The 21,942-nt window shown below is 48.1% G+C and carries 19 protein-coding genes and 1 pseudogene; 9 read left to right on the top strand and 11 right to left on the bottom strand.

What is annotated here, in order from left to right:
* The first annotated feature begins 46 nt into the window (after window positions 1–46).
* Window positions 47–736, top strand: coding sequence for a TIGR04211 family SH3 domain-containing protein (locus tag PQG83_RS15140; protein WP_312742744.1), 690 nt, complete (start codon window positions 47–49; stop codon window positions 734–736).
* Window positions 737–837: 101 nt separating this feature from the next.
* Here the strand turns inward: PQG83_RS15140 and PQG83_RS15135 are convergent, their stop codons facing one another.
* Window positions 838–1,272, bottom strand: a complete 435-nt coding sequence (locus PQG83_RS15135) for a hypothetical protein (RefSeq protein WP_312742741.1) — start codon at window positions 1,270–1,272, stop codon at window positions 838–840.
* A gap of 332 nt (window positions 1,273–1,604) precedes the next feature.
* On the opposite strand from PQG83_RS15135, the gene PQG83_RS15130 reads away from it, so the two are divergent.
* Both PQG83_RS15130 and PQG83_RS21045 read left to right on the top strand, forming a co-directional pair.
* A complete protein-coding gene (locus PQG83_RS15130; protein WP_312742738.1) occupies window positions 1,605–1,793 on the top strand; it encodes a hypothetical protein in 189 nt (62 codons plus the stop codon).
* The gene (locus tag PQG83_RS21045; RefSeq protein WP_376753599.1) at window positions 1,715–1,894 is read left to right on the top strand and encodes a hypothetical protein; all 180 of its coding nucleotides are present in this window, start codon (window positions 1,715–1,717) and stop codon (window positions 1,892–1,894) included. Before PQG83_RS15130 ends, PQG83_RS21045 begins: the two co-directional genes overlap by 79 nt.
* A 40-nt stretch (window positions 1,895–1,934) precedes the next feature.
* Here the strand turns inward: PQG83_RS21045 and PQG83_RS15125 are convergent, their stop codons facing one another.
* Complete coding sequence (locus tag PQG83_RS15125; RefSeq protein ID WP_312742735.1) at window positions 1,935–2,336, bottom strand: hypothetical protein; 402 nt, start codon at window positions 2,334–2,336, stop codon at window positions 1,935–1,937.
* Window positions 2,337–2,754: 418 nt separating this feature from the next.
* Here PQG83_RS15125 and PQG83_RS15120 point away from each other — a divergent pair, with 418 nt between their 5' ends.
* Window positions 2,755–3,087: a hypothetical protein gene (locus PQG83_RS15120; protein WP_312742730.1), complete on the top strand. Its 333-nt coding sequence runs from the start codon at window positions 2,755–2,757 to the stop codon at window positions 3,085–3,087.
* A gap of 993 nt (window positions 3,088–4,080) precedes the next feature.
* Here the strand turns inward: PQG83_RS15120 and PQG83_RS15115 are convergent.
* The gene (locus PQG83_RS15115; protein WP_312742727.1) at window positions 4,081–5,274 is read right to left on the bottom strand and encodes an outer membrane beta-barrel protein; all 1,194 of its coding nucleotides are present in this window, start codon (window positions 5,272–5,274) and stop codon (window positions 4,081–4,083) included.
* 247 nt (window positions 5,275–5,521) lie between these two features.
* On the opposite strand from PQG83_RS15115, the gene PQG83_RS15110 reads away from it, so the two are divergent.
* Entirely contained in the window at window positions 5,522–5,707 is a 186-nt protein-coding gene (locus PQG83_RS15110) for a hypothetical protein (protein WP_312742724.1), read from the top strand.
* 209 nt (window positions 5,708–5,916) lie between these two features.
* Window positions 5,917–6,891, top strand: coding sequence for an exopolyphosphatase (locus PQG83_RS15105; protein ID WP_312742721.1), 975 nt, complete (start codon window positions 5,917–5,919; stop codon window positions 6,889–6,891).
* Between the two features lie 739 nt (window positions 6,892–7,630).
* On the opposite strand, the gene PQG83_RS15100 is transcribed toward PQG83_RS15105, so the two are convergent.
* Window positions 7,631–9,178: a glycosyltransferase gene (locus tag PQG83_RS15100; protein ID WP_312742718.1), complete on the bottom strand. Its 1,548-nt coding sequence runs from the start codon at window positions 9,176–9,178 to the stop codon at window positions 7,631–7,633.
* Window positions 9,179–9,867: 689 nt separating this feature from the next.
* Between PQG83_RS15100 and PQG83_RS15095 the strand changes: the two genes are divergently transcribed.
* Both PQG83_RS15095 and PQG83_RS15090 read left to right on the top strand, forming a co-directional pair.
* A complete protein-coding gene (locus tag PQG83_RS15095; RefSeq protein WP_312742715.1) occupies window positions 9,868–10,980 on the top strand; it encodes an SGNH/GDSL hydrolase family protein in 1,113 nt (370 codons plus the stop codon).
* Window positions 10,981–11,022: 42 nt separating this feature from the next.
* Window positions 11,023–11,334: pseudogene (locus tag PQG83_RS15090) on the top strand (hypothetical protein); the annotation flags it as partial.
* Between the two features lie 152 nt (window positions 11,335–11,486).
* On the opposite strand, the gene PQG83_RS15085 reads toward PQG83_RS15090, so the two are convergent.
* From PQG83_RS15085 to PQG83_RS15075, 3 genes are all read right to left on the bottom strand, one after another.
* Window positions 11,487–11,939, bottom strand: coding sequence for a YiiD C-terminal domain-containing protein (locus PQG83_RS15085; protein WP_312742709.1), 453 nt, complete (start codon window positions 11,937–11,939; stop codon window positions 11,487–11,489).
* Window positions 11,940–12,338: 399 nt separating this feature from the next.
* Window positions 12,339–12,644: a TVP38/TMEM64 family protein gene (locus PQG83_RS15080; protein WP_312742708.1), complete on the bottom strand. Its 306-nt coding sequence runs from the start codon at window positions 12,642–12,644 to the stop codon at window positions 12,339–12,341.
* Between the two features lie 15 nt (window positions 12,645–12,659).
* On the bottom strand, window positions 12,660–13,151 hold the full coding sequence (locus tag PQG83_RS15075) for a TVP38/TMEM64 family protein (RefSeq protein WP_312742705.1): 492 nt from the start codon (window positions 13,149–13,151) through the stop codon (window positions 12,660–12,662).
* Window positions 13,152–13,437: 286 nt separating this feature from the next.
* On the opposite strand from PQG83_RS15075, the gene PQG83_RS15070 reads away from it, so the two are divergent.
* Window positions 13,438–13,965, top strand: coding sequence for a peroxiredoxin-like family protein (locus PQG83_RS15070; RefSeq protein WP_312742702.1), 528 nt, complete (start codon window positions 13,438–13,440; stop codon window positions 13,963–13,965).
* A gap of 727 nt (window positions 13,966–14,692) precedes the next feature.
* Here PQG83_RS15070 and PQG83_RS15065 read toward each other — a convergent pair.
* The 4 genes from PQG83_RS15065 to PQG83_RS15050 form a co-directional block, all read right to left on the bottom strand.
* Window positions 14,693–15,370, bottom strand: a complete 678-nt coding sequence (locus PQG83_RS15065) for a hypothetical protein (protein WP_312742699.1) — start codon at window positions 15,368–15,370, stop codon at window positions 14,693–14,695.
* A gap of 351 nt (window positions 15,371–15,721) precedes the next feature.
* Entirely contained in the window at window positions 15,722–16,645 is a 924-nt protein-coding gene (locus tag PQG83_RS15060) for a hypothetical protein (protein WP_312742696.1), read from the bottom strand.
* A 504-nt stretch (window positions 16,646–17,149) separates the two neighbouring features.
* Entirely contained in the window at window positions 17,150–19,933 is a 2,784-nt protein-coding gene (locus PQG83_RS15055; RefSeq protein ID WP_312742694.1) for a helicase-related protein, read from the bottom strand.
* A gap of 238 nt (window positions 19,934–20,171) precedes the next feature.
* Window positions 20,172–21,806: a sigma-54-dependent Fis family transcriptional regulator gene (locus tag PQG83_RS15050; RefSeq protein ID WP_312742691.1), complete on the bottom strand. Its 1,635-nt coding sequence runs from the start codon at window positions 21,804–21,806 to the stop codon at window positions 20,172–20,174.
* Window positions 21,807–21,942 lie beyond the last annotated feature (136 nt).

Raw genomic sequence — 21,942 nt, 5'->3', positions numbered from 1 at the left:
GAACTCCTTTCTCGAAATGTGCAATACCATGAGGAGGTTGAACGCTTTGAAATTTTTAATCTATCTCGTCTTTTTATCGTTCTCATGGTTGGGATTGACCACACAGCCCTTGGCTGCGGTCGGAGACGTGAATTACATCTCCGACATAGTAACGGTGCCGCTACGCAGTGGGCCCACTACGGCCCATCGCATCCTACACCGTGGCCTACCAAGCGGGACCCAACTGACCATTCTTGCGATAGACGAGGAGGCCGGGTTCACCCAGGTCCGGACCACCGATGGGATGGAGGGCTGGGTAACGTCTCAGTACCTTATCGGGGAACCCATTGCCCGGGTCAAGCTGGCTGCAGCCGAAAAGCGCCTACAAGCTCTTAAAGCTGAAATCGAAAAAGAGCGCGAGGCGCGTGCGAGCATCCAGGCTGAGCACAAAGAAACCGACGCCAACAACCGGACACTCAATTCGCAGGTGCAATCCCTCTCGAAAGAACTCGCGGAACTGAAACGTATATCGGGCGATTCCATCAACGAGCATGCCCGTAACATCGAACTTGTTCAGCAGAATACCCTCTTAGCTGGCCAGGTTGAAGAGCTATCCGCCAAAGCCAGGCAGCTCGAAGAAAACTTACAACTTAAATGGCTATTGTATGGGGGCGCTCTGGTACTCATCGGCCTGTTAATCGGAGTCATTCTCAAAGCTCGGCCCAGGCAGACGACGAGTTATTCCCGCTATTCGTAAGGAACTTCATAAGAAATCCCTGCCCAAAAGTCTGTGTCCCCTTAGGCACCTCTCTCGCCCAAATTCGATTCAGGCCAGTTGGGTCAATCCACGCCTTCCGATTATTTCAATACCTCAAGGGTTGCACGGAGTTCTTGAACCTCGGTCTTAAATAAGGCGAGGTGTTCATCCCGTTGAGGTTGCGTATCCTTGAACTTCCATAGCCGTTTAAAAATGGCCCACAATTCCTTATTATGGGTCACCGCGAGAGCGTAGGCCGGTGTTTCCCGTTTGGCCTCGTCCACACAACACAATGAATTGTCGAAGGCATGGAATTGATTGTGCAGGTCGTCCAATGGCTGATCGGACCCTGTTCCCCCCTTCGCGGCTTCCGCACTGGCTTCCATCATAGCGGTCAGGTTCAGTACGGTTTCGAGACTGGTGGTCCCTTTCGCTTTTTGGGCAAATTCATCCGCACGCGGATAGAAAACATAACTGCATCCGCTCAGCCCGGTTATCAGAGCTGCTATCGCGAAAATGGCGGCAATCTTTTGCATAAGCCCCTCCAGGGTAAATGTGAATAGGTGGTGTAGATTGTATGATCTCTAGCCAATAAAAGATTGTTTTAAGTTTTTGGGTGGATGTGCACGTGAGCGCATCCATCAAAAAAGAGATATTCTACCTATCTGAATTCTGGAGCGAAATTGTCTTCGGAAGGCATTTTTTCAGTTTTTGGTCTCCCAAAAGGCAAGTCACAAACTTAACAGGGTCTTCAGGTCACATTGGTCCATCTCCTTAAACTTCCATTTTAAATTCAACATCATTCTTATGTAATGTAAAATGGCATTGGCACCTTTCTGGGCGGTATTTTAAAACAATAAGAGAACGAATGATGGCTAACCTATCCAAACGTTTAAAGGGGAATGTCGAGGGCAATTGTTTGTCGATTCCACCCGGATCGATTGTGATACTTGCCGACGATTGGCAGGGGCCACGTTTGTGGAGGCCGGTGAGTGTTCGACAGTATGTCACCAACCGGGATCTCAAGAAGAAGAATTTTTCGCCTATCAAGCGTTAATAGCCTATCCCGTGGAGTCAATGGTCACTGGGATAAAGAATCCTGCGATCTTCTCAGAGGCGCAAGGCTCTTTCCCGATCCTTGTTGAAAACAATGCGTAGTATGTAGGTTTCCATTCGGAAAATCGTTTGGCGCCAATTGCTATTTCATCCAACATCTCCAAGAAACCGGGTTCGTCGATTTTTTTTGCGTTTCCTCAAACACCTGGTTCAGGCGATTGAAGAGAAAGGTGGAATTCGGTATATCTTCCTCAGCCAAGAGGATGATGCGGCGGAGGCTGCTCGGCATGCCAAACACTTTGGCGCCACCCGGATCATTCATCGTGCAGGCGCTTCCGCCATGCCCGGTGCGGAGCAGGTGGTTGAGGTGTGATGAAGCCATCCAGATTAATCGGATTTTTTCTGCATTCACGTTCCCGGCCATACCGCAGTAAGCATGGCCGGGCTCTACCAACATTGCACCCTGAAGCGGCCAAGCCGGGCCATATCCCATAAAAAAGGCACATTCTGTCATGCCGAATAGGGTGAAAAGATAGTCATCCATTTTTAGCATTGCGATGTGTATATGAAGTTGGTTAAAGATGTGCAATATGAGGTGAGATTCGGATATCAAATCTTTCACCGAGATATCAAAAGAGGCTGTGAATGTCTGCGCGGATCTCTCTAAGCAAACCCACGAAGGCCATACTGAAATTTGTGAGAGCGGGGGATAGCGAGGTCTCTGTAAAAATAGTTCATTCTCCCGCCGATTGGTTTTTATTTCAGGAAGGAAATCGGAGAGGATTCCGATAGACCTTTTTCTAGCGAAGTATTGTGAATGCTTTTTGGAGATATCCTAAAGTAGCATGCCGATCTTGAGGTAGACCGTTGAGATTCTTTTTTGACAACCCATTCCTTACCAGATGATGGCATAGGAAAAGTAGATGGATAACCAATAATCATTCATCACACAGGAGGAGGGTATGAACATTCAAGGAAACTGGAAATTGGTGCTTGCGACCACAATGATGGCCCTGATGGTCGGGTGCGCATTCAGTCCGCCAAGCAATATGGTGAAACAAAATGACCATGCGCGTTTAGCGGATTGGTACCAGAAAGAAGCGAGTGATCTTCATGAGAGGGCAGAAGAAATGCGCCAAATTGAAAAAGAATATGAGTTCTTGGGGACCCCCAAAGAAGGGCATGAATCAAGCCTTGTGGAACATGCCAAGAATTTAAGGGACCATTACAATAAAGCTGCGGAAGTTGCGGAAAAGATGGCGAAGGCTCATGCTGAGCAGGCAAAATCTCCGTAAGGACGTTAACGGGGATCTTTCAGGCTTTCATGGGGAAGCCGGATTACTAATATTAAATTGTGCATGATGGTCCATACGCATCCTGGTATGGGCCATTGAGCCTTTATTCAAATTTGACATCCAGAATCTTTCGTTCCGTATCCTGGCTAGGCGATAAAAGTTTGATTCTAATTCTCCGGTGATCATCTGTGATGGAATCGGATACTTGGGGTGTAAATCTCTCGCCCGCGATCTCCCGAAGGAACGGATACACCTTTTCCAGAACCTGGAATGTTTGCAATCTGTCCGGACGGTAAGGTCCATAATAGGTATTTCCAACACATCCCTCAACAGGTCCGACCCCGACGAGTTGATCGAAACCTTGTATGAGATTCAGGAAACTAATTGCCCCATCAGGGAACATATGGATAACCTTGAAGTCTCGCTACTTCCATTGTTTATTCTTCTTCTATTCCTTCATTTTGGAAGTAATCATTTGACGCTTTGGTCCTCGCTTTAGTTCGAGTTGGGGGTTTGTTCTCCGCCCAAATCCAACCCATGGCGAGTAACGTGATCACAATGGTGAGACTAATGGTTATAACCAAGGACCATGTCATGTCAGTGCCTCACTTGATTGGATGTGTAAATAATTTTCTTTTGCCTTGGTGAGGTAAAGGAGCAATCATGATGCCAATCGGCGGGAGAACCCTTTCCCAACCCTTCTGAGTTTAAACGCTTGAATTCTTAGGAGAAATGAAAATCAGTCAACAGCTGGAGGGAGATCGACAAGTGGTTACATCGTGGACAGTTGTCTATGAGAAATTTCCACAATAACCAGTTTTCCGTTTTCCTTCTATCCTATCACCTGAAGGGAAAAAACCGTGATCGTTTCCATGTGGGTTTCCTGCCATGATCCCTGTGACGCCATTTCAGTCAAGGTGTCTTTTGTGAACCTGTTCTTGCCGGGAAATTTCGCATCCTCATCTTCATCCAGGCTCAGCTTGGAATTCCCTGTCAGGGGGAGTCGAAGGTCCAAATGACCGAGAATATCAATAAGTTCTGGGAAGGCGTCAGAGTGTTTTGCTCACCCTTGAAAAACCCGCCACCGGAACCCGTAGAGTTGTCATGGCGGTATTCGATCCGGAAGATGGAATTGGTCCATTCATAGGGAAGCCGGTATTCCGAAGTGGCGGTGACCGCCCAGATGAATTGTTCAAAGCCGGTTATAAGACCATTCGGGTCCGAATAGAGCTCCGGTCGAAGCGCGACAAACCATGGTTTGGTGATGTGCCAGCGCGTATGGAGCGCTGCTCCCATATAAATTAATCGGGGATTGCCAGGAACCGAGGCATTTTTTTGGGTTCCCATCTGGTACTGGCCCGCAATGGTGACCTGTTTGCCTTTCCATTCAACGATGGTGTCTGAAAAGAATCGCCAGAATTCCAGTGACGTGTTCGATTGATCAGGCCCATAGTAGATGGTTTCTTTTATCGTCCAGGAGCGATTGGGTGTGTATGTCGCCTGGGCTCCATAACTCGGCAGATCGTTGGCGTTTTGTAGATGGAAATATTCATTGATGACGAAGACCGCACCGGTCCACCGGTCGTTGAACGGATAGACCGCATTCGCCCCGAACATGAGGTACGGTGAATAATCGGCTACCCAGGAGCGCGTATAGTTAAAATTATCCTTGGCGTACAGGGATTCATAACCGATGAGGCTGTTAAAGAGTCCGGCCTGAATCGTCAAGCCGTTGCCGACCGGAGCCAGGTAGGAGAGATTCGCGCGACCGAAGTGACGCCAGACATCGGACCCGGGAACATGAGGAAGGTTGGTCCCGAACCCGAAATCTTTGGAATCCTGTCCGCCCTGCCCCAATAGCTCTGCACCCCATCGGGACTGCTCGGACGCACTCTTCCTAATATAGGCACCGCCCATGTTGAGTTCGAGCTCGTTGACTCGGGGCGTGGTACCGCGATTGCGAAAGAGGTGATTGTCGGGAAAATTAAAGTCATGTGAATATCCAAGATCCACAAACCCGCCGTAGTGCCATTGTGGCGACCGGGCTTTCGGTAGCTGGGCCGCAACATTCTGCGACAGTTCCTTTTTTCGGGGCAGACGCTCAGGTTCCTCTGCAAGGGCCTGAGTCATCGTGATCAAGTATGTCACCAATGTGATCATGCCCATCCACCAGGTAATCGCTATCATGGTCTAACCGTTCTCCGTCTTCAGTTGTTTTCGATCGGGCTAGCTCTATTTGATGCTCCCCCATCTCTCGGATGACCGGATTGAGAGGAACGTACATCTGCTGATGTGTTCTGTCATGTAAAGATATGTGTCTGACGATTGGAGTGCCCTTTACCTATAGCAGCAGGATCCTATCAGGATAAAGTCTCATATGACCGGTGTCATCCAGAACTCTTTTGTACGGTTTTTGTGTGGGGGAAAAAGGGCCATGGCCTGGACCATGCCAACAATGGACAACGTCCAGGTAGGTTCTATCAGGCCATTCTTCAAAGAAATAAATGAAATCCATGCGTTCGCCTGCGTCACCGAATTTCATCGCCTGTATATAGAGATCGCGAACCTGGTTGATCTGGGACAACAACTGGATTTGGGGCAAGGGCATCGACTCCTCTAAATGCGAGAAAAAGAGCGACGGGCTTCCTATTTCTGGCGAAAAAGTCAAACACGAAAGTCATATTTCCTTAAGATCTGAACCTTTTGGCCGAAAATATGAGTAGGCCTTGGCCGTTCAGCCTAAGGACGCCATGCTTAAACCATCGTCATTTATGAACACGCTCGCGGCATTTCCTTATCCACCTTGCTTCCCTTTGAGGATCAAATCTTATGGCTACTGAAAAATTTCGATTAGTGACCCGCAGTGATTTTGACGGACTGGTCTGTGCGGTTCTGCTGAAGAAGGTGGGAATTATTGAGGACATCAAATTTGTCCATCCAAAGGATATGCAGGATGGCAAAGTGGCGATCTCCGCCAAGGATATCACCACCAATCTTCCGTATGTTGAGGGCGTCCATCTCGCGTTTGATCATCATCTGAGTGAAACTATTCGAAATAAGGGTGAACGGAGTAACCATATCATCGATCCGAAGGCTCCATCGGCTTCGCGGGTGGTTTATCGGTATTACGGTGGTGAAAAGACATTTCCGGCCGCATGGAATGAGATGATGGCCGCAGTCGATAAAGGCGATTCGGCCAAATACGATATCAACGAAATCCTCAACCCGACCGGCTGGGCTTTGATGAATTTCATTATGGATGCGCGTACCGGACTTGGACGCTTTAAGGAATTTCGTATTTCCAATTACCAGTTGATGATGGAACTCATCGAAAAATGTATCAGCCTCAGTATCAATGAAATCATTGCCCTGCCGGACGTGCAAGAGCGGGTGCAGCTCTTCCATAAACATGCCGAGTTGGCGAAGGAACAAATCCAACGATGCTCGACCGTCCATAATAATCTGGTCGTGCTGGACTTGCGGGATGAGGAGACGATCTATGCCGTCAACCGGTTTATGATTTATGCCCTGTATCCGGACTGCAATCTGTCCATCCATGTGATGTGGGGGTTGAAACAACAAAACACCGTGTTCGCCATTGGAGCGTCGATCGTCAACCGGAGTTCAACGGTCAATATCGGAGAACTCTGCCTGGCGTATGGCGGCGGGGGGCACCGGAATGCGGGCACCTGTCAGGTCTCTAATGAAGTGGCCGGTAAAACACTCAAAGAAATCATTGGAATGATACGCATGCGAAGCATGACCCAGAGAGATGCAGGAAAACCAGCCTATGCGACGGCTTAACAGGCAATAGATTCAGACTGTCATGGGGTAACCGGTACCGAGGCCACCTTCCCCAAGCGTTCCTTAGCGCCAAATCCTGTTAGCATCATTATTCCAAAAAGAAGGTAAGGAGACCCACCTGTAGGTGATAATTTCTTGAGTCACAGCGGATTTTCCTTCTGGATATTTACCAATCGTGACCAATTTAATCACGGAAAGGCCTATTTAAAAACAGACTAAGTCCCGCAATAGCCCCGAGAAAAGAACGACATGCCGAAAAACCACCCAAAAAAACGCTTCTTCCATTTCATCAGCTGGCATTATTGGTACGGCCTCCTAATTCTCCTGAACTAGAACTACCCCTCCTTGATTACGCTGGGGAAGAATTGAGGGCACGTTAATTCTTTTTCTAGACTCGAAAATGGAATCTCCCATCTTTTTGATACGGAAGGGACCGGATTGAGGTCGAAGAGTTCGGGGGGCCCGCCGGTGCCGGAACCACATTGAATCCATACTAGAGATCTTATCTAAAGCGCGAAGCATTACTTCCCTGGTACAATTTCGGATTGGTGGCCGCAATGCTGAAACTATTTACCTTTCGTCTTGTCTGATCCCGATCCCGTTCGTAATCGCTTCCATCGCAAGGTGCGTAGTGTGTTGCATGACTTCTAAAGCAATTTCTTTAACTCCATCCACAAAAATTGTGCAGCAAGGGATCGATTGGAACGATTAGGTCTTTCTTGCGAATTTGGTCGCAGGTTCAATCTGTATGCATAGCGCTTTTATAGTTACGAGGCTTCACCTCCAGGAAAGATTCGGAGAGCGATCTCTTGGATGAGACCCGTTCAAGCAAGAATGACATGGTTATCCAGCCGGCTCCCACCATTGTCAGCATATAGAATCCACTTGCCAGGAAGTGCCCCGTCCAAAAGGACCAAACAGAAAACGCCGTTGCATATATACACATGAGGACTGTTCCGACAATATAGCCAGGCAGGGGAACTTTTTGTTGAACCAGATGTTTATGGGATTTTGGTGTGACGTCCCAACTCTGGACATTTCCGAGACCTTCAAGAGTGCTCTGGGTTTGGACCCACATCATTCCGAGATTCACAACAAACCCAATTGGGATAAGGGAAGAGAGTCGGAATTTCCGCACCGGAAATTCCGAATCGATGTTCCCTGTCACATAGTGTCCTTCAGCCAATCGTATACAAAGAGAGCAAATGAGCAGCAGTGAGAATTCCAAATAAACGAACCATTGAAGACCATACCGAGCACTTATCAGGAATGCCGGGAGTGCACCTAAGGTGAAGGGCAGAGAGAGTGCTGGCCCAAAACTACCGAACAGGCGCACCAAAAGATCGAGACGAATCGCAAGAGGAAAATCACTTTTCCAGATGTCCCCGGCATAATATTTTAGGACTCGTATCCATCCTCTCTTCCACCGCATCTGTTGAACCAGGAATCCGGTGAGGGTTTCCGGAACCTCTGATGGCACCTTGAACTGGTCAAGGTAAACAAGCTTCCACTTCTTGATATTGGCGCGGATACTGAACTCGACATCTTCGACTTCGGATAGACAATTCCACCCACCTGCGTCCTCAACCGCTGATTTGCGAATGATCCCTGCGCTTCCGTGGAAATGAATCCATAGCCCGGCGCGAGCCCGTGCGGCCTGCTCGAACATCTGGTGTGTGTCCAGTTTTGTGGCTTGAAATTCCGTGAAACAGGACGTTCCTCGATTCATGTAAGACCATCGGGCTTGGACAATACCGACCAGGGGGTCCGTGAAAAAATGAACGGTTCGCCGAAGAAAATCTGTCGGTATGAGAAAATCGGCATCAAATATGGCCAACATTTCTCCTTTTGCCATAGGAAAGCCGTTCTTGAGATTACCGGCCTTGAATCCTTCCCGTGTTGTTCGTCTGATCACATTGATATCCAGCCCTGCCTGCTGCTGACGCAAGCGGTCCACCTCCCGTTGAATAATTGTTGATGTTTCATCATCGGAATCGTCAAGGACTTGGATTTCAAGTCGGTCACTTGGATAATCCAGTGCCACCGCATGCCGGATGACGCGCACAGCCAGTTGACCTTCGTTTCGAATTGGAAGCTGTATCGTGACACATGGGAGTGCGCTCTCTTCAAAACGACAGAGGGGTGCAGGGTCCAAGCCGTGATTTTGTCTATACAATGCGATCAGAAATACATAATAGAGGGTCAGTCCCAAGAGGAAGACACCGCAAACAACCTGGACAAAAAAGGCTAACGTGGCTGCTATGCTAACAATAAGTGTTCCTCCCACTGGCCAACCCCCCAAAGGGGTGAAATGTCTGAAAAATTGGGAATTCCTTCTGACAAAAGAAAACCGCCTGAGCAGTGACAGATTCTTAAATTGCCTGTTGTAAAAATGGTTTCCCTTTAGACTTAGAATGATTTTCTAGCTCACACAAATGCCTCGTTTTAACTCATATGGCCTGAAAGGAAATTATGTTTCTAACTATCTTTCCTTTGACTCATAAATTTTGAGAGGCATAAAGAGAAATGAGTAGAATGGGGCAATCCCACCAACTGGTTCCTTCCCTATTAGTTCCCGGAAATCGGAAACATATAGGCCAAACTTTAAGGACTTTGATGAGCGCCAATTCCGGGATTACCAGTCCTGGTCGCCGGACAGGTGTACCTCCAATTCTTAAAGCACCAGTCATGGAAGGGCCTGAGAAATTATAGAGCGTTGCATTGACAACTCGAATTCACCTGCCAATATACATTAAGGGTGTTATGGTCAGGGGCAATCCCTTCACAGCTGAAAGCCTGTGACTCCTCGTGTTGTGTCAATACGTTGACAATTGAACTTCCCTCATTCTTAGTACAACAAATTTAATGTTGTCTGGATCCATTTCAAATACGTGGTATCAATCAATCCAATTGAGGTTGCTGTTCATCACGATCAGTGCGGGTGGAATTCTCTTTTTCCTCGTGGGAAAGGGAGCGGTGTTCTCATTAATTTTTGGTCTAGGAACTCTCATCGCAGGGATACTTGTTGCCTGGGTTCGACCGCCACATTGGAAAAATGTGATCCTCATCTTGTTGAGTGTCTTTGCCTGTTTGGCTATTGGAGAAATCCTTTGTCTCCTACTTAATCGGACAGAAGAGTCCTATTCTGGAGAGTACACGACCTCCTACTTTCGTAGTGACGGGGAAGATGGTGATTTAGGGTATGAACCAAATCCGGGGAATTTTTCTGTTCAGAAATACCAGGGAGCTCATCTCGTGTATAGCCAAACATATGCCATTACCCCACAGAGAATTCGCGAAACGCCCCAAAAGAAGCGTGCCGAAAGTTGTAATGTGGTTTTTTTTGGTGGGTCCTACACGTTTGGAGAAGGCGTAGGCGATCAGGAGACCATGCCGTATTTTTTTGCAAAAGAAGGCGACGGAAAATTCAACGTCTACAATTTAGGGTTTCATGGTTATGGACCTCATCAAATGCTACGAGCGTTGGAAACGGAACGACTCAAAGCGATTGTGGATGGTCCTGTGCATCTCGTGATTTATCAGGGGATCCAAAGTCATGTGGATCGCGTGGCAGGAAATACATTTTGGGATCACTATGGCCCTCGCTATACTCTCATGCCAGATGGATCAGTGAGGTACCAAGGTCCGTTCCATGGTAAATGGTACAAAATATTCTACGACCTTGTTCGTCATAGTGCACTGTATGGTTTTATTCAGAAACGTGTCATTCAAATGCATGCATTTGATCCCAGAGACATTCCTCTCTATCTTGGTGTGGTAGAACAAAGCCGTCGTACGATTGAAGGTAACCTTCACGCACCGTTTTACGTGCTGTTTTGGGATAAGGGAAGCGGGAATATTTTGACGGATCAGATTATAGAAAAATTTAAAGACAATCGGTTTCGGCTCATTAACATTTCCCAGATCATACCGGATATTCAAGGGAATCAGGACTTGTATACTCTTTCCCCTTATGATCCACATCCGAATGCCAGAGCCCATTACTTGATCGGGAAATATCTCGCCGAGGCTTTTAAGGATGATCCCTGCGATTCATTGACATTCAATCAAGCGAAGCCCAAGCCGTAATCATTCCGCCAATTTTCTGAAATTCACACAATGCGATGAGGATCCTTCTATGCCGTCAACCGGTTTATGATTTATGCCCTGTATCCGGACTGCAATTTGTTCATCCATGTGATGTGGGGGTTGAAACAACAAATCACCGTGTTCGCAATTGGCGCGTCGATCGTCAACCGGAGTTCAATGGTCAATATCGAAGAACTCTGCCTGGCGTATGGCGGCGGGGGGCACCGGAATGCGGGCACCTGTCAGGTCTCTAATGAAGTGGCCGGTAAAACACTCAAGGAAATCATCGGGATGATACGCATGCGAAGCATGACCCAGAGAGATGCAGGAAAGCCAGCCTATGCGACGGCTTAACAGGCAATAGATTCAGAATGTCATGGGGTAACCGGTACCGAAATTGAGCAGACTATTTCTCGCCCAGGTTTGGACAAACCCTCTTCCTTAAAAAGATGCGGATGGTTTCCAATTTGCGGTCCCATTATAGTCATGGTCCATAGAGCCTGCCATTAGTCTTGTTTCATCGTTAAAGCCACGAAATCCCCTTCGAATCTTCCGACCTGTTCTTCGTTGCAGCTTAGTGTGGCCGCGACGCTGATTCTCGCTATATTCTTCCGTGTAAATGTGCGTAGAAACTTCTCCCAGGGCAGTGAGTCTTGAATGGTGGAAGAGGCCTCAAAGGTACTCACAATGGGACGTTCATAGGTCATCGTGTTTCGCTGAATCACCAGACGACACTTCACGTGTTCCTGATGTAGTCGAATAGACAAAATGGACCAGGCTGCCAGGATGGCCACGGCCGAGGCGCTCCCGCCAAACACGGTTTCCCGATGATTGATATTGGGAGCAAGAGGAGCGCGCAAAGTGACCCCATTCCAGCCGACCTCAATGACTTCAACGCCCATGGCGCGTGAGAGCGGAATATGCTCGTGTAGATCCTGCTCTAAGTCATATCGTTTCATGGGAGAGCTCCTACCTTTCGAGAGCCAAGAAACAAGATTGAAACAAAATAAAAATCCCCGGAAAATTGTCGATCCGAGGGACCGGGTTTACCCGTCCTGGTCTTGGCGCCATAACTTTTCCCCAAGAACGCGAAGAATGTCGTCTGTTCGCTTCTCCAGAAGCTTCTTGAATATTTCTTTTTCCTGCGCCTGTTCTTCCAATGCCATGGTTCCCGTGGTTTCTATTGTAATCGTTTCAATGCCAGAGCTCGACCATAACCATGGAGAATGTCCTCCAGAGGTTTTTGTAGCCGGGGGTCGACGCCAAAATGACAGGAAAGGCCCTGGTAGCTAAAATATTCGGGAATGGCTTCCCGGCGCAATTTCTTCCTAATCCCGCGGTTGGCACTCTCGCACAATTTATTTCATCGGGCCGTTGCATGAGGCGCAACGTGGTGTCCCTTCAGCAAAGTCCTTAGTTGGCGGTTGAAGCGGAGTTGATCCGGGAGTCGGAACCGGGGCCTCTCCTCGCAAGAGTTTGACGAAGCGTGAGTCGGGGAATCGGAGGACAATTTTAGGGATGAGAAGGAGCAGCGCGACCATGGCAAATCCAAGAACCACCGTGAGCCATGTTCCTCCGGTGACAGAACTTCCGGCATAGGTAAGCGCGAGAGTTGGAGGGATCATGCCCAGAAAGGTGACCAGTGCAAACATACGAAGAGACATGTTGGTGAGCCCGGCTCAATAACTGATTAAGTCGAAGGAAAAGATTGGAAGTAATCGGGACAGAAAGACAAAAACCGCCAGGTGATGGTCGGAACATTTTTCACAGAAGGCGATGTTCATTCGAAGGAGTCTGCTCAGTACTTCCCGTCCCACGGCCCGCCCGATGAGAAAGCTGATAATGGCGCCCAATTCCGCTCCCAGCACTGCATAGGCGGCACCAAGAAACGGCCCGAACGCGGCCCCCGCGGCAATGTCCAGCGGCAGGCTCGGAATAGGGCTAATAATCACGGCGACCGCCATCAAACCCATAAAGAGAAAAGGGGCGGATGGCCCGGCCTCGGAAAGCCATCGGGTGAGCCGGTCAGGATTGAATACCTCACCGACGTCGACGTGCTGCATGGCCAAATACACTGCTATCGGCAAGACAAGTAACACTGCCGCTTTGACCCAGAATGAGGTTGTCAGCCGCTTGGGGGAAAAACGGGAATTCGGGGATGGATTGCGCAAGGTCAGGACGCCTTCCTGAAGTGAGCATTTTTTAAAACGCCTGCTCTCAAGTTCCTGAATTTTCGGTCCAATCAGATTGGAAGCCGGATATTCTCATGTTGTTAGATGAAGTGCCATCAAAAAAAGAATTTTTATCCACCTATGAGCCATTATTCCTCGTCACGGGCTTGTTATGATGGGATCAACCAGGTCTTTCAAAAATTCCTAAGATAGCCAATCCACATGATCTTTTGGGTTGAACCGGTTTATACGAAAAACTGAACCAATCTTAAAGGAGGTGATACCCATGGCTCCAACAAAGCTTTCGTCGGGAAGCCGGCTCCCTGAATTCACACTTCCGCTGGTCAACGGAGGAGAGGTCACATTGGGACAGCCACAGAAGAAAGGAAACTGGCAGGTGGTGTTTATCTATCGGGGGCTGCATTGCCCCATATGTAAAACATACCTGAAAAAACTCGAGGACTTGAAGGAAAAATTTCCTGCTGTTGGAGCAGAAATGGTGGCCGTCTCAGGCGATCCGGAACACAAAGCCAGGAAGATGATCGAAGAGACCGGCGCAACGTTTCCGGTGGCCTACGGGCTGTCTATCGAACAAATGAAGGAACTCGGCCTGTATATTTCCCTTCCGCGCTCTAAGGAGGAGACGGACCAACCGTTCCCCGAACCTGGCATGTTTGCGGTGAATCCGGAAGGCCAGGTTCAATTGATCGATATGTCCAATACGCCCTTCAACAGGTCGGACCCCGAGGAATTAATTGATACCTTGAAATGGATTCAGGAGAATGACTATCCCATCCGCGGGACCTATGAATAAGGAACGCTAAACCCGGTTGTTCCCGATTCGTCGGTCGTCAACCGGAGTTCAACTCTCAATTTCGGAGGACACTGCCTTGCGAATAGCGGCGGCGGGGATCGCAATACGGGCACTCGTCAGGTAGGGAATGAGGCGGCCGATGACACACCGAAAGAAATTTTTGAAAAAATTCACGCGAAAGGATTGACCCAATTGGTAGCCGGAAAGGCATCGTGTGCGGCCTAAAAGGCTATAGATGCAGTATCTGATGTTGTAAACAGGGTCGAAACTGAACAGCTTTTTTTTCCAAAATTTGAGAGTCGATCTTCTTTAAATAAGTGCTGAGTGGCGGGGCGATTATCGCACCTGCCGTTCACAAAACCCACCAAACCATCGAAGGTAGGGGCCCATTGATGAGAAAAAAGAAAACACTTCTACCTCCCGTTTTAGAATTCTTAGTCAAATGCATGTTCTTGCTTTTTTTTAGTGAGCCTAGCACCAAAAACAGCAAAACCCTCAATAATAGCCTCGCTACTTTTCCAACGTTGAGGTGCCAGGAAACCTCCTGGTAGGGCAGCTGGAATGTGCTGGCACGAGGGTTGGCTTTTCCTTATTTAATCCCCACAAGTTTGGTTTGCGTGATATTTACTCGTTTCGACAGCACTACCTGCATTATCGACTGAGAAAAAACGTGGTGAGTTGAAATTCGAAAAGCGCCTGCGTGGTTAGTTGCGATAATCAATTGAATCTACGGCAAAAGATTCCGTCCTTGGATATAGGAGTGGATAATTTCATCAATTGTGCCAATTATGAAAACCAGTTTGGCTGTATTTTTAAATAACATTTCAAATTCATTAACCAGATTTTCTTCTTTCACTCCTGGGAAAATGACAGAGTGAACTAACTCGACGGAAAATTTATAATGTATCTTGCCTCTTACCTCCCCTTCCTGGAAAATGCCAATTTTATCTATATCCATTTTGTTAAGTGCGTCTTGAACTCCATTTTTAAGAACGTGTCCGCCCAAATTATCACGGAGTTTTTTGATCTTTTCGAATTCAACAGGGATTACTGCCAACTCTTGCCTAAGTTTTCTAAAGGCATTTCTGAAGGGAAGAGATTCTCTTGTTAACTCTTTTTTGTGTTCAAAGTGAACTCTCTCCGCCACATTACGGATTTCAATTAACGACCGTAAGGAGTTTCTGAAGAAATAAAGATAGCGCCAGGAAGGAGAGTTTTCATCCAGGGCCCCAAGACCAACGTCCTTTGAGTTTTGTTTAAAGGTGTTTGAAGCTGGAATTATCAATCCATTTAATTCGAGGAAATAGTCTTCCCTCAGGATGGCAAGCTGTCCAACAGCCGTAGCTATGGCGTCCTCTGGTGGAAACCATCGGCGTAGTTTAATCTGGTGGGTGCGAGTTTTCATTAAATCTTAAAAAGAGTAATAAAGAAAATATGGGATCATATCTGAGTAGTTGAATTATAGTACCCCCAACCGGAATTGAAGGTGTGACTCTCAGTTTAGAAACTGCGGTCTGGTTTGCTTCTGATCTCTCACCAGGCTCCCTGGAAAGAAAAAGAGAGGTTAGGTTTTAATATCTGCCATATATCTTTGGTTCTAACCCGGTTTTTAAATCCCCATTTTAGGGTGTGTGAGAGGATGGTGATGGGTTTCGTATACAAGCATTCCGCTGTTCAATGGCCACAAAGAAAAGGTTTCCTAATGCTCTTTTATTTCTCTCGGCTATTTATTGCCCAGGCGCAATGAATATGGGGATTACATGGGAGGATTGGGATTCCTCAATAAATTAAATCCTTCCGCAACCTGTAAAGCTATTTCTAAAGAAGCGCGATGAGCATCTAGGGCATTTTCAAGTGACACGGCAGGGTCCCCATATCGCACACCGGCTTTGCATTGAATGAGGGCAATTAAAGATTTCTCCGTTTTGGGAAGTCCAGATGAAATGGCTTTGTCCGCCAAAGCCATTAAATCATGATCGTATGTAAATAAATGCCCGCTTTCTTTGATAAACCCCTTCAATAATTTCTCTGTGAACAGTAAGGAAGACCATTTTGCATTTCCATAGGAAGGTGAAGATTGGGAAAGGTTATGTACGGATGCTTCGTGGTCTGCCAAGGCTGTAAAGACAAGATTATTTCCAGAAAAATATTGAAGTTTAGATAATGCATTAAACCCAATTTGGAAATTTCCCCAAATCCCTTTGAGTTCTGAAGAATTTAAGGTACGACGGAGGGATGAAGGAAGATCAATAATACTATCCAAAATATTAAATTTTGGTATCATCCCTGAAGTGGGTTCCGGCTTAAAGGACTCTTCGATTGAATGACAAAAAAAACGGAAACCTTGACCATAGACTTTGGGAAACTTAAAGATCCAAGGATCCCCCCGAAGAGAAAAAACCATTCGGCCAGGTCCAAGACTTTTTTTTAATCTTTCTCCATAACGAATATCGAACCATCTTTTAATTCTTATTTTTAAATCGGCGCCAACATATGATCCTTCTTTTGGTTCTTTATCATCTCTTATGGATGGTAATCTTAAATGGAATCTCCTAGATATTTCCAAAGCCCCCCTTAACTGCCTATATGGGATTGGCACATTGTTTCTACGTAAAAATGAATCAACTTCTTCCATTAATTGCTGGAAATCCTCTTCATTGTTTGGCAATTCTTTGATCATAGGGGCTGGGGTAAAAATCTAATGTGTCTTGAATCAGGATTTTTTTACGTCTGACCTTCCTTCTTACGCATTCCTTTTCTAATTTAAACCAGCTTTCTAAATCCCCATTTTTTTAATCTGGGAAAGGAGGGTGATGAGTTTGAGTCGGAGAAGTTCGGCGGCCCGGCCGGTTCCGTAGATTTTCCAGGCGGTTCATTGTAAGGCGGATTCGATATTCGCCCTTTTGCGCCGGCGCATATCGTATTCGGTCAGAACTTCGCCGGGGCTGTCTCCAATTTTCGTTTTGAATACGGGTCATGTCTGTTGTTATCTAGTTTAGACTTCTTGCAAACCCAAGGATTGCGGCACGCCATAAAGGAATATCTACCTAACCAAATTACAACAACAGACGCGACCCATAATTGTTGTTGCTCCACAGACTTCCCTAATGATTGTACTCGCTCACGTGAGTAATTTACACCACACGCAATGGGGAATATGCCCTCGAAGATTGAATTCAACGGCTCAAACCGTATAAATGACACGCAGGGCGGACAGATGGAGGGTGCTGCTTTGCAAGCACCTTTCCACATCGGAAATTTTCGTGCGCAGGGATTCCACTTCTTCATCGCGAATTGTGGGGTTGCGCTTTTGCAGGGTAAGGAGACGCTGTAACTCGTTATCTAATTTTTCATGCATCAAGGCGATGGCAGCATTGCGAAGCATGGGGAACTGTTGCGCGGCTATTTCCTCAATGTGTTGCACCTGTTTTTTTAATGTCGCACGTGTGCTCTGGATCATTTGCTGTGCGACTTTCCGATTGATCTTTTCCAGTAAAGTTTCGTAGCTGTCAGGTGGTAGTAGCTGGGTATAGTTTTTCCCGTCCTGGTTGACCAGCAAGCGCAATGCGTGGCAAGGAAGGTAGCGCCCGATCTCTAATCCGGCGGGTGCAGGGCAGTTCGATTCGAATATGGCCTCGATTAAAATATTGCGGGGCGGAAGGTGTGGCAGTTGTAACGCGCAGACGCTGACCCGGCCTCGTTCTCCGTTCAAAACCAGGTCGATTGTCGCACCCACTAACGGGTGCTCCCAACTCAGGAAATGCATATCTTCTCGCACAAGGGCGGTCTCGCGATTGGTCGTCACGGTCATGCCGTCTTCGGGTAATTCAGGAAATTGTGCCACCTGTAAATGAGCGCCCGGTCGTACGACCCAACTGCTTGGCGAATGATCTTCAATTTCAACCCCAAAACAATCAAAGGCGTTTTCAAGGTATCGTAATAAGCTGTTCTCCTGCTCATTGTGTTTGATTTCTTTAATCAACGGGTCAGCAATTTCCTGACGGCAACCACTGAGTTCGAGCAACCGGTTGCGACCAAGGTTGAGTTGCCGGGTCTTTTGCTCGTGCAGTTGCCTGCATTCCTTGATGAACCGGTCTTCATCGAGGTGTTCGCCGGCAAGGTACGCAGCAAATGGTTCTTCCATTTCGGCTTTGATGTGTTGGCCGGTTACGCAACTATGCTCAAACGCATTGAGTGCATCATGATACCAGCGGCTCAGTCGTGCGTCTCTTGAACCTGCCGCGACAGGCACGTGAATATTGATATCGTGCTGCTGCCCGATTCTATCCAGGCGGCCAATGCGCTGCTCCAGTAAATCGGGTTTATCGGGTAAGTCGAGCAGGACGATATTATGTAGAAATTGAAAGTTTCGGCCTTCGCCGCCAATCTCCGAGCAAATCAATATTTGCGCACCGTCTTCGGCATCGGCAAACCAGGCGGCAGCGCGGTCTCGTTCCAGGAGATTCATGTGTTCGTGAAAAACACCGGCTGGCAGGCCATGCCTTTGCAGCAGTATTGTTGATAGGGAAACCGCGGTCTCGGCGGTCGCGCAAATCAGTAGGACTTTGTGCGGCGATAGTTCTCGTAGCTTATCGGAAAGCCAGTCAATACGGGTCTCGTTTCTGTCGTCATCAAGTACAGCAGGAATGAAATGACGCCGGGGAAACCCGCTGATCGCCGCACGCATGTTCCTGAACAACATGCGGCCAGTGCCGTGTTGATCAATCAAACGGTCGATGAGGTGTCGTCGAAGTATGCGTGCATCGTCATTAGCGGCATTGATGGCTGCTAGGTCGATGGTATCGCTATCATCAAAGAGCGAATCTAAACGCGCTAGATCATCTTCAGTCATGGTCTGATGGTCGAGTAGAAGATTCACCAGCCCGGCAGTCGCGGCATGTTGTTTTTCCTCGGCTAAGTAGCTGTCGAGCGAATGAAAACGCGCTGGGTCGAGAAGTCGCAAACGGGCAAAATGCCCTGCCGTGCCAAATTGCTCGGGTGTGGCTGTTAATAACAAGACTGAATCTGACTGATTCGCTAACGTTTCGATTTGTCGATACTCCCGGCTGCTCTCGCCCGGTGTCCACTCCAGATGGTGCGCCTCATCGACGACCAATATATCCCAATGGCACATGGCCATTAACGGGGCGATTTCATCGCGGCAGGCAAAGTGTAATCCGCATAACACGAGGGGGAATTGATCGAACAGGTTTTCAAGAGGTGCCGATTCTTCTGGATTGTCGAATGCCTCGTCGATATGTGAAAAATACTGTTCATCGATTAAGGTGAAGCGTAAATTAAAGCGCCTGAGCAATTCCACCAGCCACTGATGCAGTAGTGGTTCCGGTACGATAACTAAAGCACGGTGTATTTTTCCGGTCAGTATCAGACGGTGCAGAATTAAGCCGGCTTCAATGGTTTTACCGAGTCCAACTTCATCGGCAAGTAGAACACGCGGGGCGGTTCTCGTTGATACTTCATGGGCAATATACATTTGATGGGGAATCAGGCTGACACGTGGCCCGTGTAAGCCAAAGCTTGTTGATGCTTGTTGTGTGGCAAGGTGTTGCAACGTGGCCGCACGGAGCTCAAACCATCTGTTGTCGTCCACTTGCCCGGCAAACAGTTTGTCTTGAGGTACATTAAACGTGAGTGCATCGGACAGCTCACGTTCATGCATGGTGGCCGCCTCACCACTTTCCCGAATGCCGTGGTAGCGCACTGTGCCGCTGACATGTTCTATTTCGGTGATCGAAAGATCCCAACCATCCATACTTTTAATTGAATCACCGACATCAAATTCAACGCGTGTCAGCGGGGCAGTGGCTTTTGCATACGTGCGTGTTTCATCTGCGGCGGGAAATTCAATTTGAACTGTGCGAAAGGCGACAGATTGGACGATGCCCAACCCGAGTGCGGCATCGTTGTCACTCACCCAGCGTTGGCCAGGAGTAAAATCATCCATCATATTCGTTCATCTTCTTTTAAGAGGTAGAGATTGCCTGGCTACTAAACACGAAAATCGATTTTGGAGAGGTGGTAGTTAGTTTGTGACATTCCCAGCCATGGTGATTGTTCTGTGCAGGGTGATTTTCTTGCTTTTTCTTAAAGAGGCGACTAAATGCTTACCTCATTCCTGGGTCATTGGTGAATACCTCTTTGGCTTGTATTCCATTCCTACCTCTATTCAAGTTCGTGACACAAATCTAATGGGTCTTCTTAATCCCAATCTTTTTGATGCGGGACAGGAGGGTGGTGGGTTTGAGGCCCAGGAGTTCCGCCGCCCCGCCCGTGCCGTAGATTTTCCAGCCTGTTTTGTGTAATGCGGCTTCGAGATTCGCTTTTTCCTGAAGGCGAATATCCTCTTCGGTCAGAATTTGGCCGCCGCTGTCACCGTTTCTCTTGAGGGGTGTTTTGAGTGATGCGCCGCTGGCTTGCGGAACGGGCAGATCGAATTTCACCGATCCGCACCGTGAGGAAATCACGGCACGTTCGATGATGTTCTGCAGTTCCCGCACGTTGCCGGGCCAATGATAGTTTTGCAATTTCACCACTTCGGCCTGGGTTAATTCCCGTCCTGTGCAATTGAGTTTTTTGCGGACATTGGCCATGAACATACTGGCCAATAGCGGAATATCCTCCTTGCGATTGCGAAGTGGAGCGACTTCAATCGGAAAGACATTCAACCGGTAATACAGATCCTGACGAAATCTTTTGGCTTCCACCTCTTGGGCCAGCTTCCGGTTGGTGGCTGCGATAATGCGGACGTTGACTTTTCTGGTGGTTTCTTCGCCTACACGTTCATACTCCCCTTCCTGTAAGACCCGTAAGAGTTTGCTTTGCATCTCCAGAGGAATTTCTCCCACTTCATCCAGAAACAGCGTGCCGCCATCGGCCGCTTGAAACCGTCCGGCCCGGTCTTTCATGGCGCCGGTAAAGGAACCTTTGGCATGCCCGAAGAATTCGCTTTCATAGAGATCCTTGGGAACCGAGGCACAGTTGACCCGCACGAGCGGATGCTCCTTGCGTTGACTGCGGCGGTGTATTTCCCGCGCGACCAGTTCTTTTCCCGTTCCCGACTCGCCGGAGATGAGTGCGGTGGCATGGGTGGGGGCCACCAGTTCAATCTGTTGGACCAGGTTGGCGATGGCCGGACTCTGTCCGATAATTTCGCCGAAGTTCTGCGCTTCCAGGACTTCTTCTTTTAAGAAGGTGTTTTCCAGTTCCAATTGGGATTTGAGTCGTTCAATTTCCTCGAAAGCCCGGGCGTTGGCAATGGCGACGGCTACATGATCGGCAATCATCCGGAACCAGACGGTGGCTTCATCCGTGACCGGTTCCCGTTCGAAGACGGCCAGCACACCCAGGGTTTCCCCTTTATAGATGATGGGCTGTCCGTGAAATCCCTGGATGCCTTCCTGCCTGGCCCAGTCGGGTTTAGCAATCCAGTCGAGATTGTTCTCCAACTCATTAATGACAAGCTGCTCGCCGGTCTTTCCGATCCGCCCCACCTTACACACGCCCAGCGGAAACCGGGCAAAGTATCCGTCGGTGTTCATCCATTCCATCTTATCCCCCACACCGGATCGGCCCGCACTGGCCACGAGATGGAGGCACTGCGTCTGATCTGGACATTCCTCCTTGAACCGGCAGGTGGAGCAAATATCGCCGGGCTTGATGAGCCAGATTCGGGCCAGAACCACGGTAGTTCGATCCGCCAGCCGCCGCACAATCAGCCACAACAAATCATTCAATGACCGTTGCTGGGCGATGTCCAGCAACAGGCATTTCAGGGAATCCAGCGTGGTGGGTTCTGTACATTCCGGTTTTGTCGTGGTCATGAGTGAAAATTTAAACGAAATTTCGTGTATGTGCAATGAGTTTTCGTGAAGCACGATATTTCGTGGAAAATAGCAATTGGTTAAATATTATTTTTATAAATAAAACATTATGTTATGAAATTTTATCGATTGGCAC

Origin of the sequence: Candidatus Nitrospira neomarina (genome assembly GCF_032051675.1) — a bacterium.
Lineage (GTDB): Bacteria > Nitrospirota > Nitrospiria > Nitrospirales > UBA8639 > Nitrospira_E > Nitrospira_E neomarina.
This window is presented reverse-complemented; position numbering and strand designations above follow the sequence as displayed.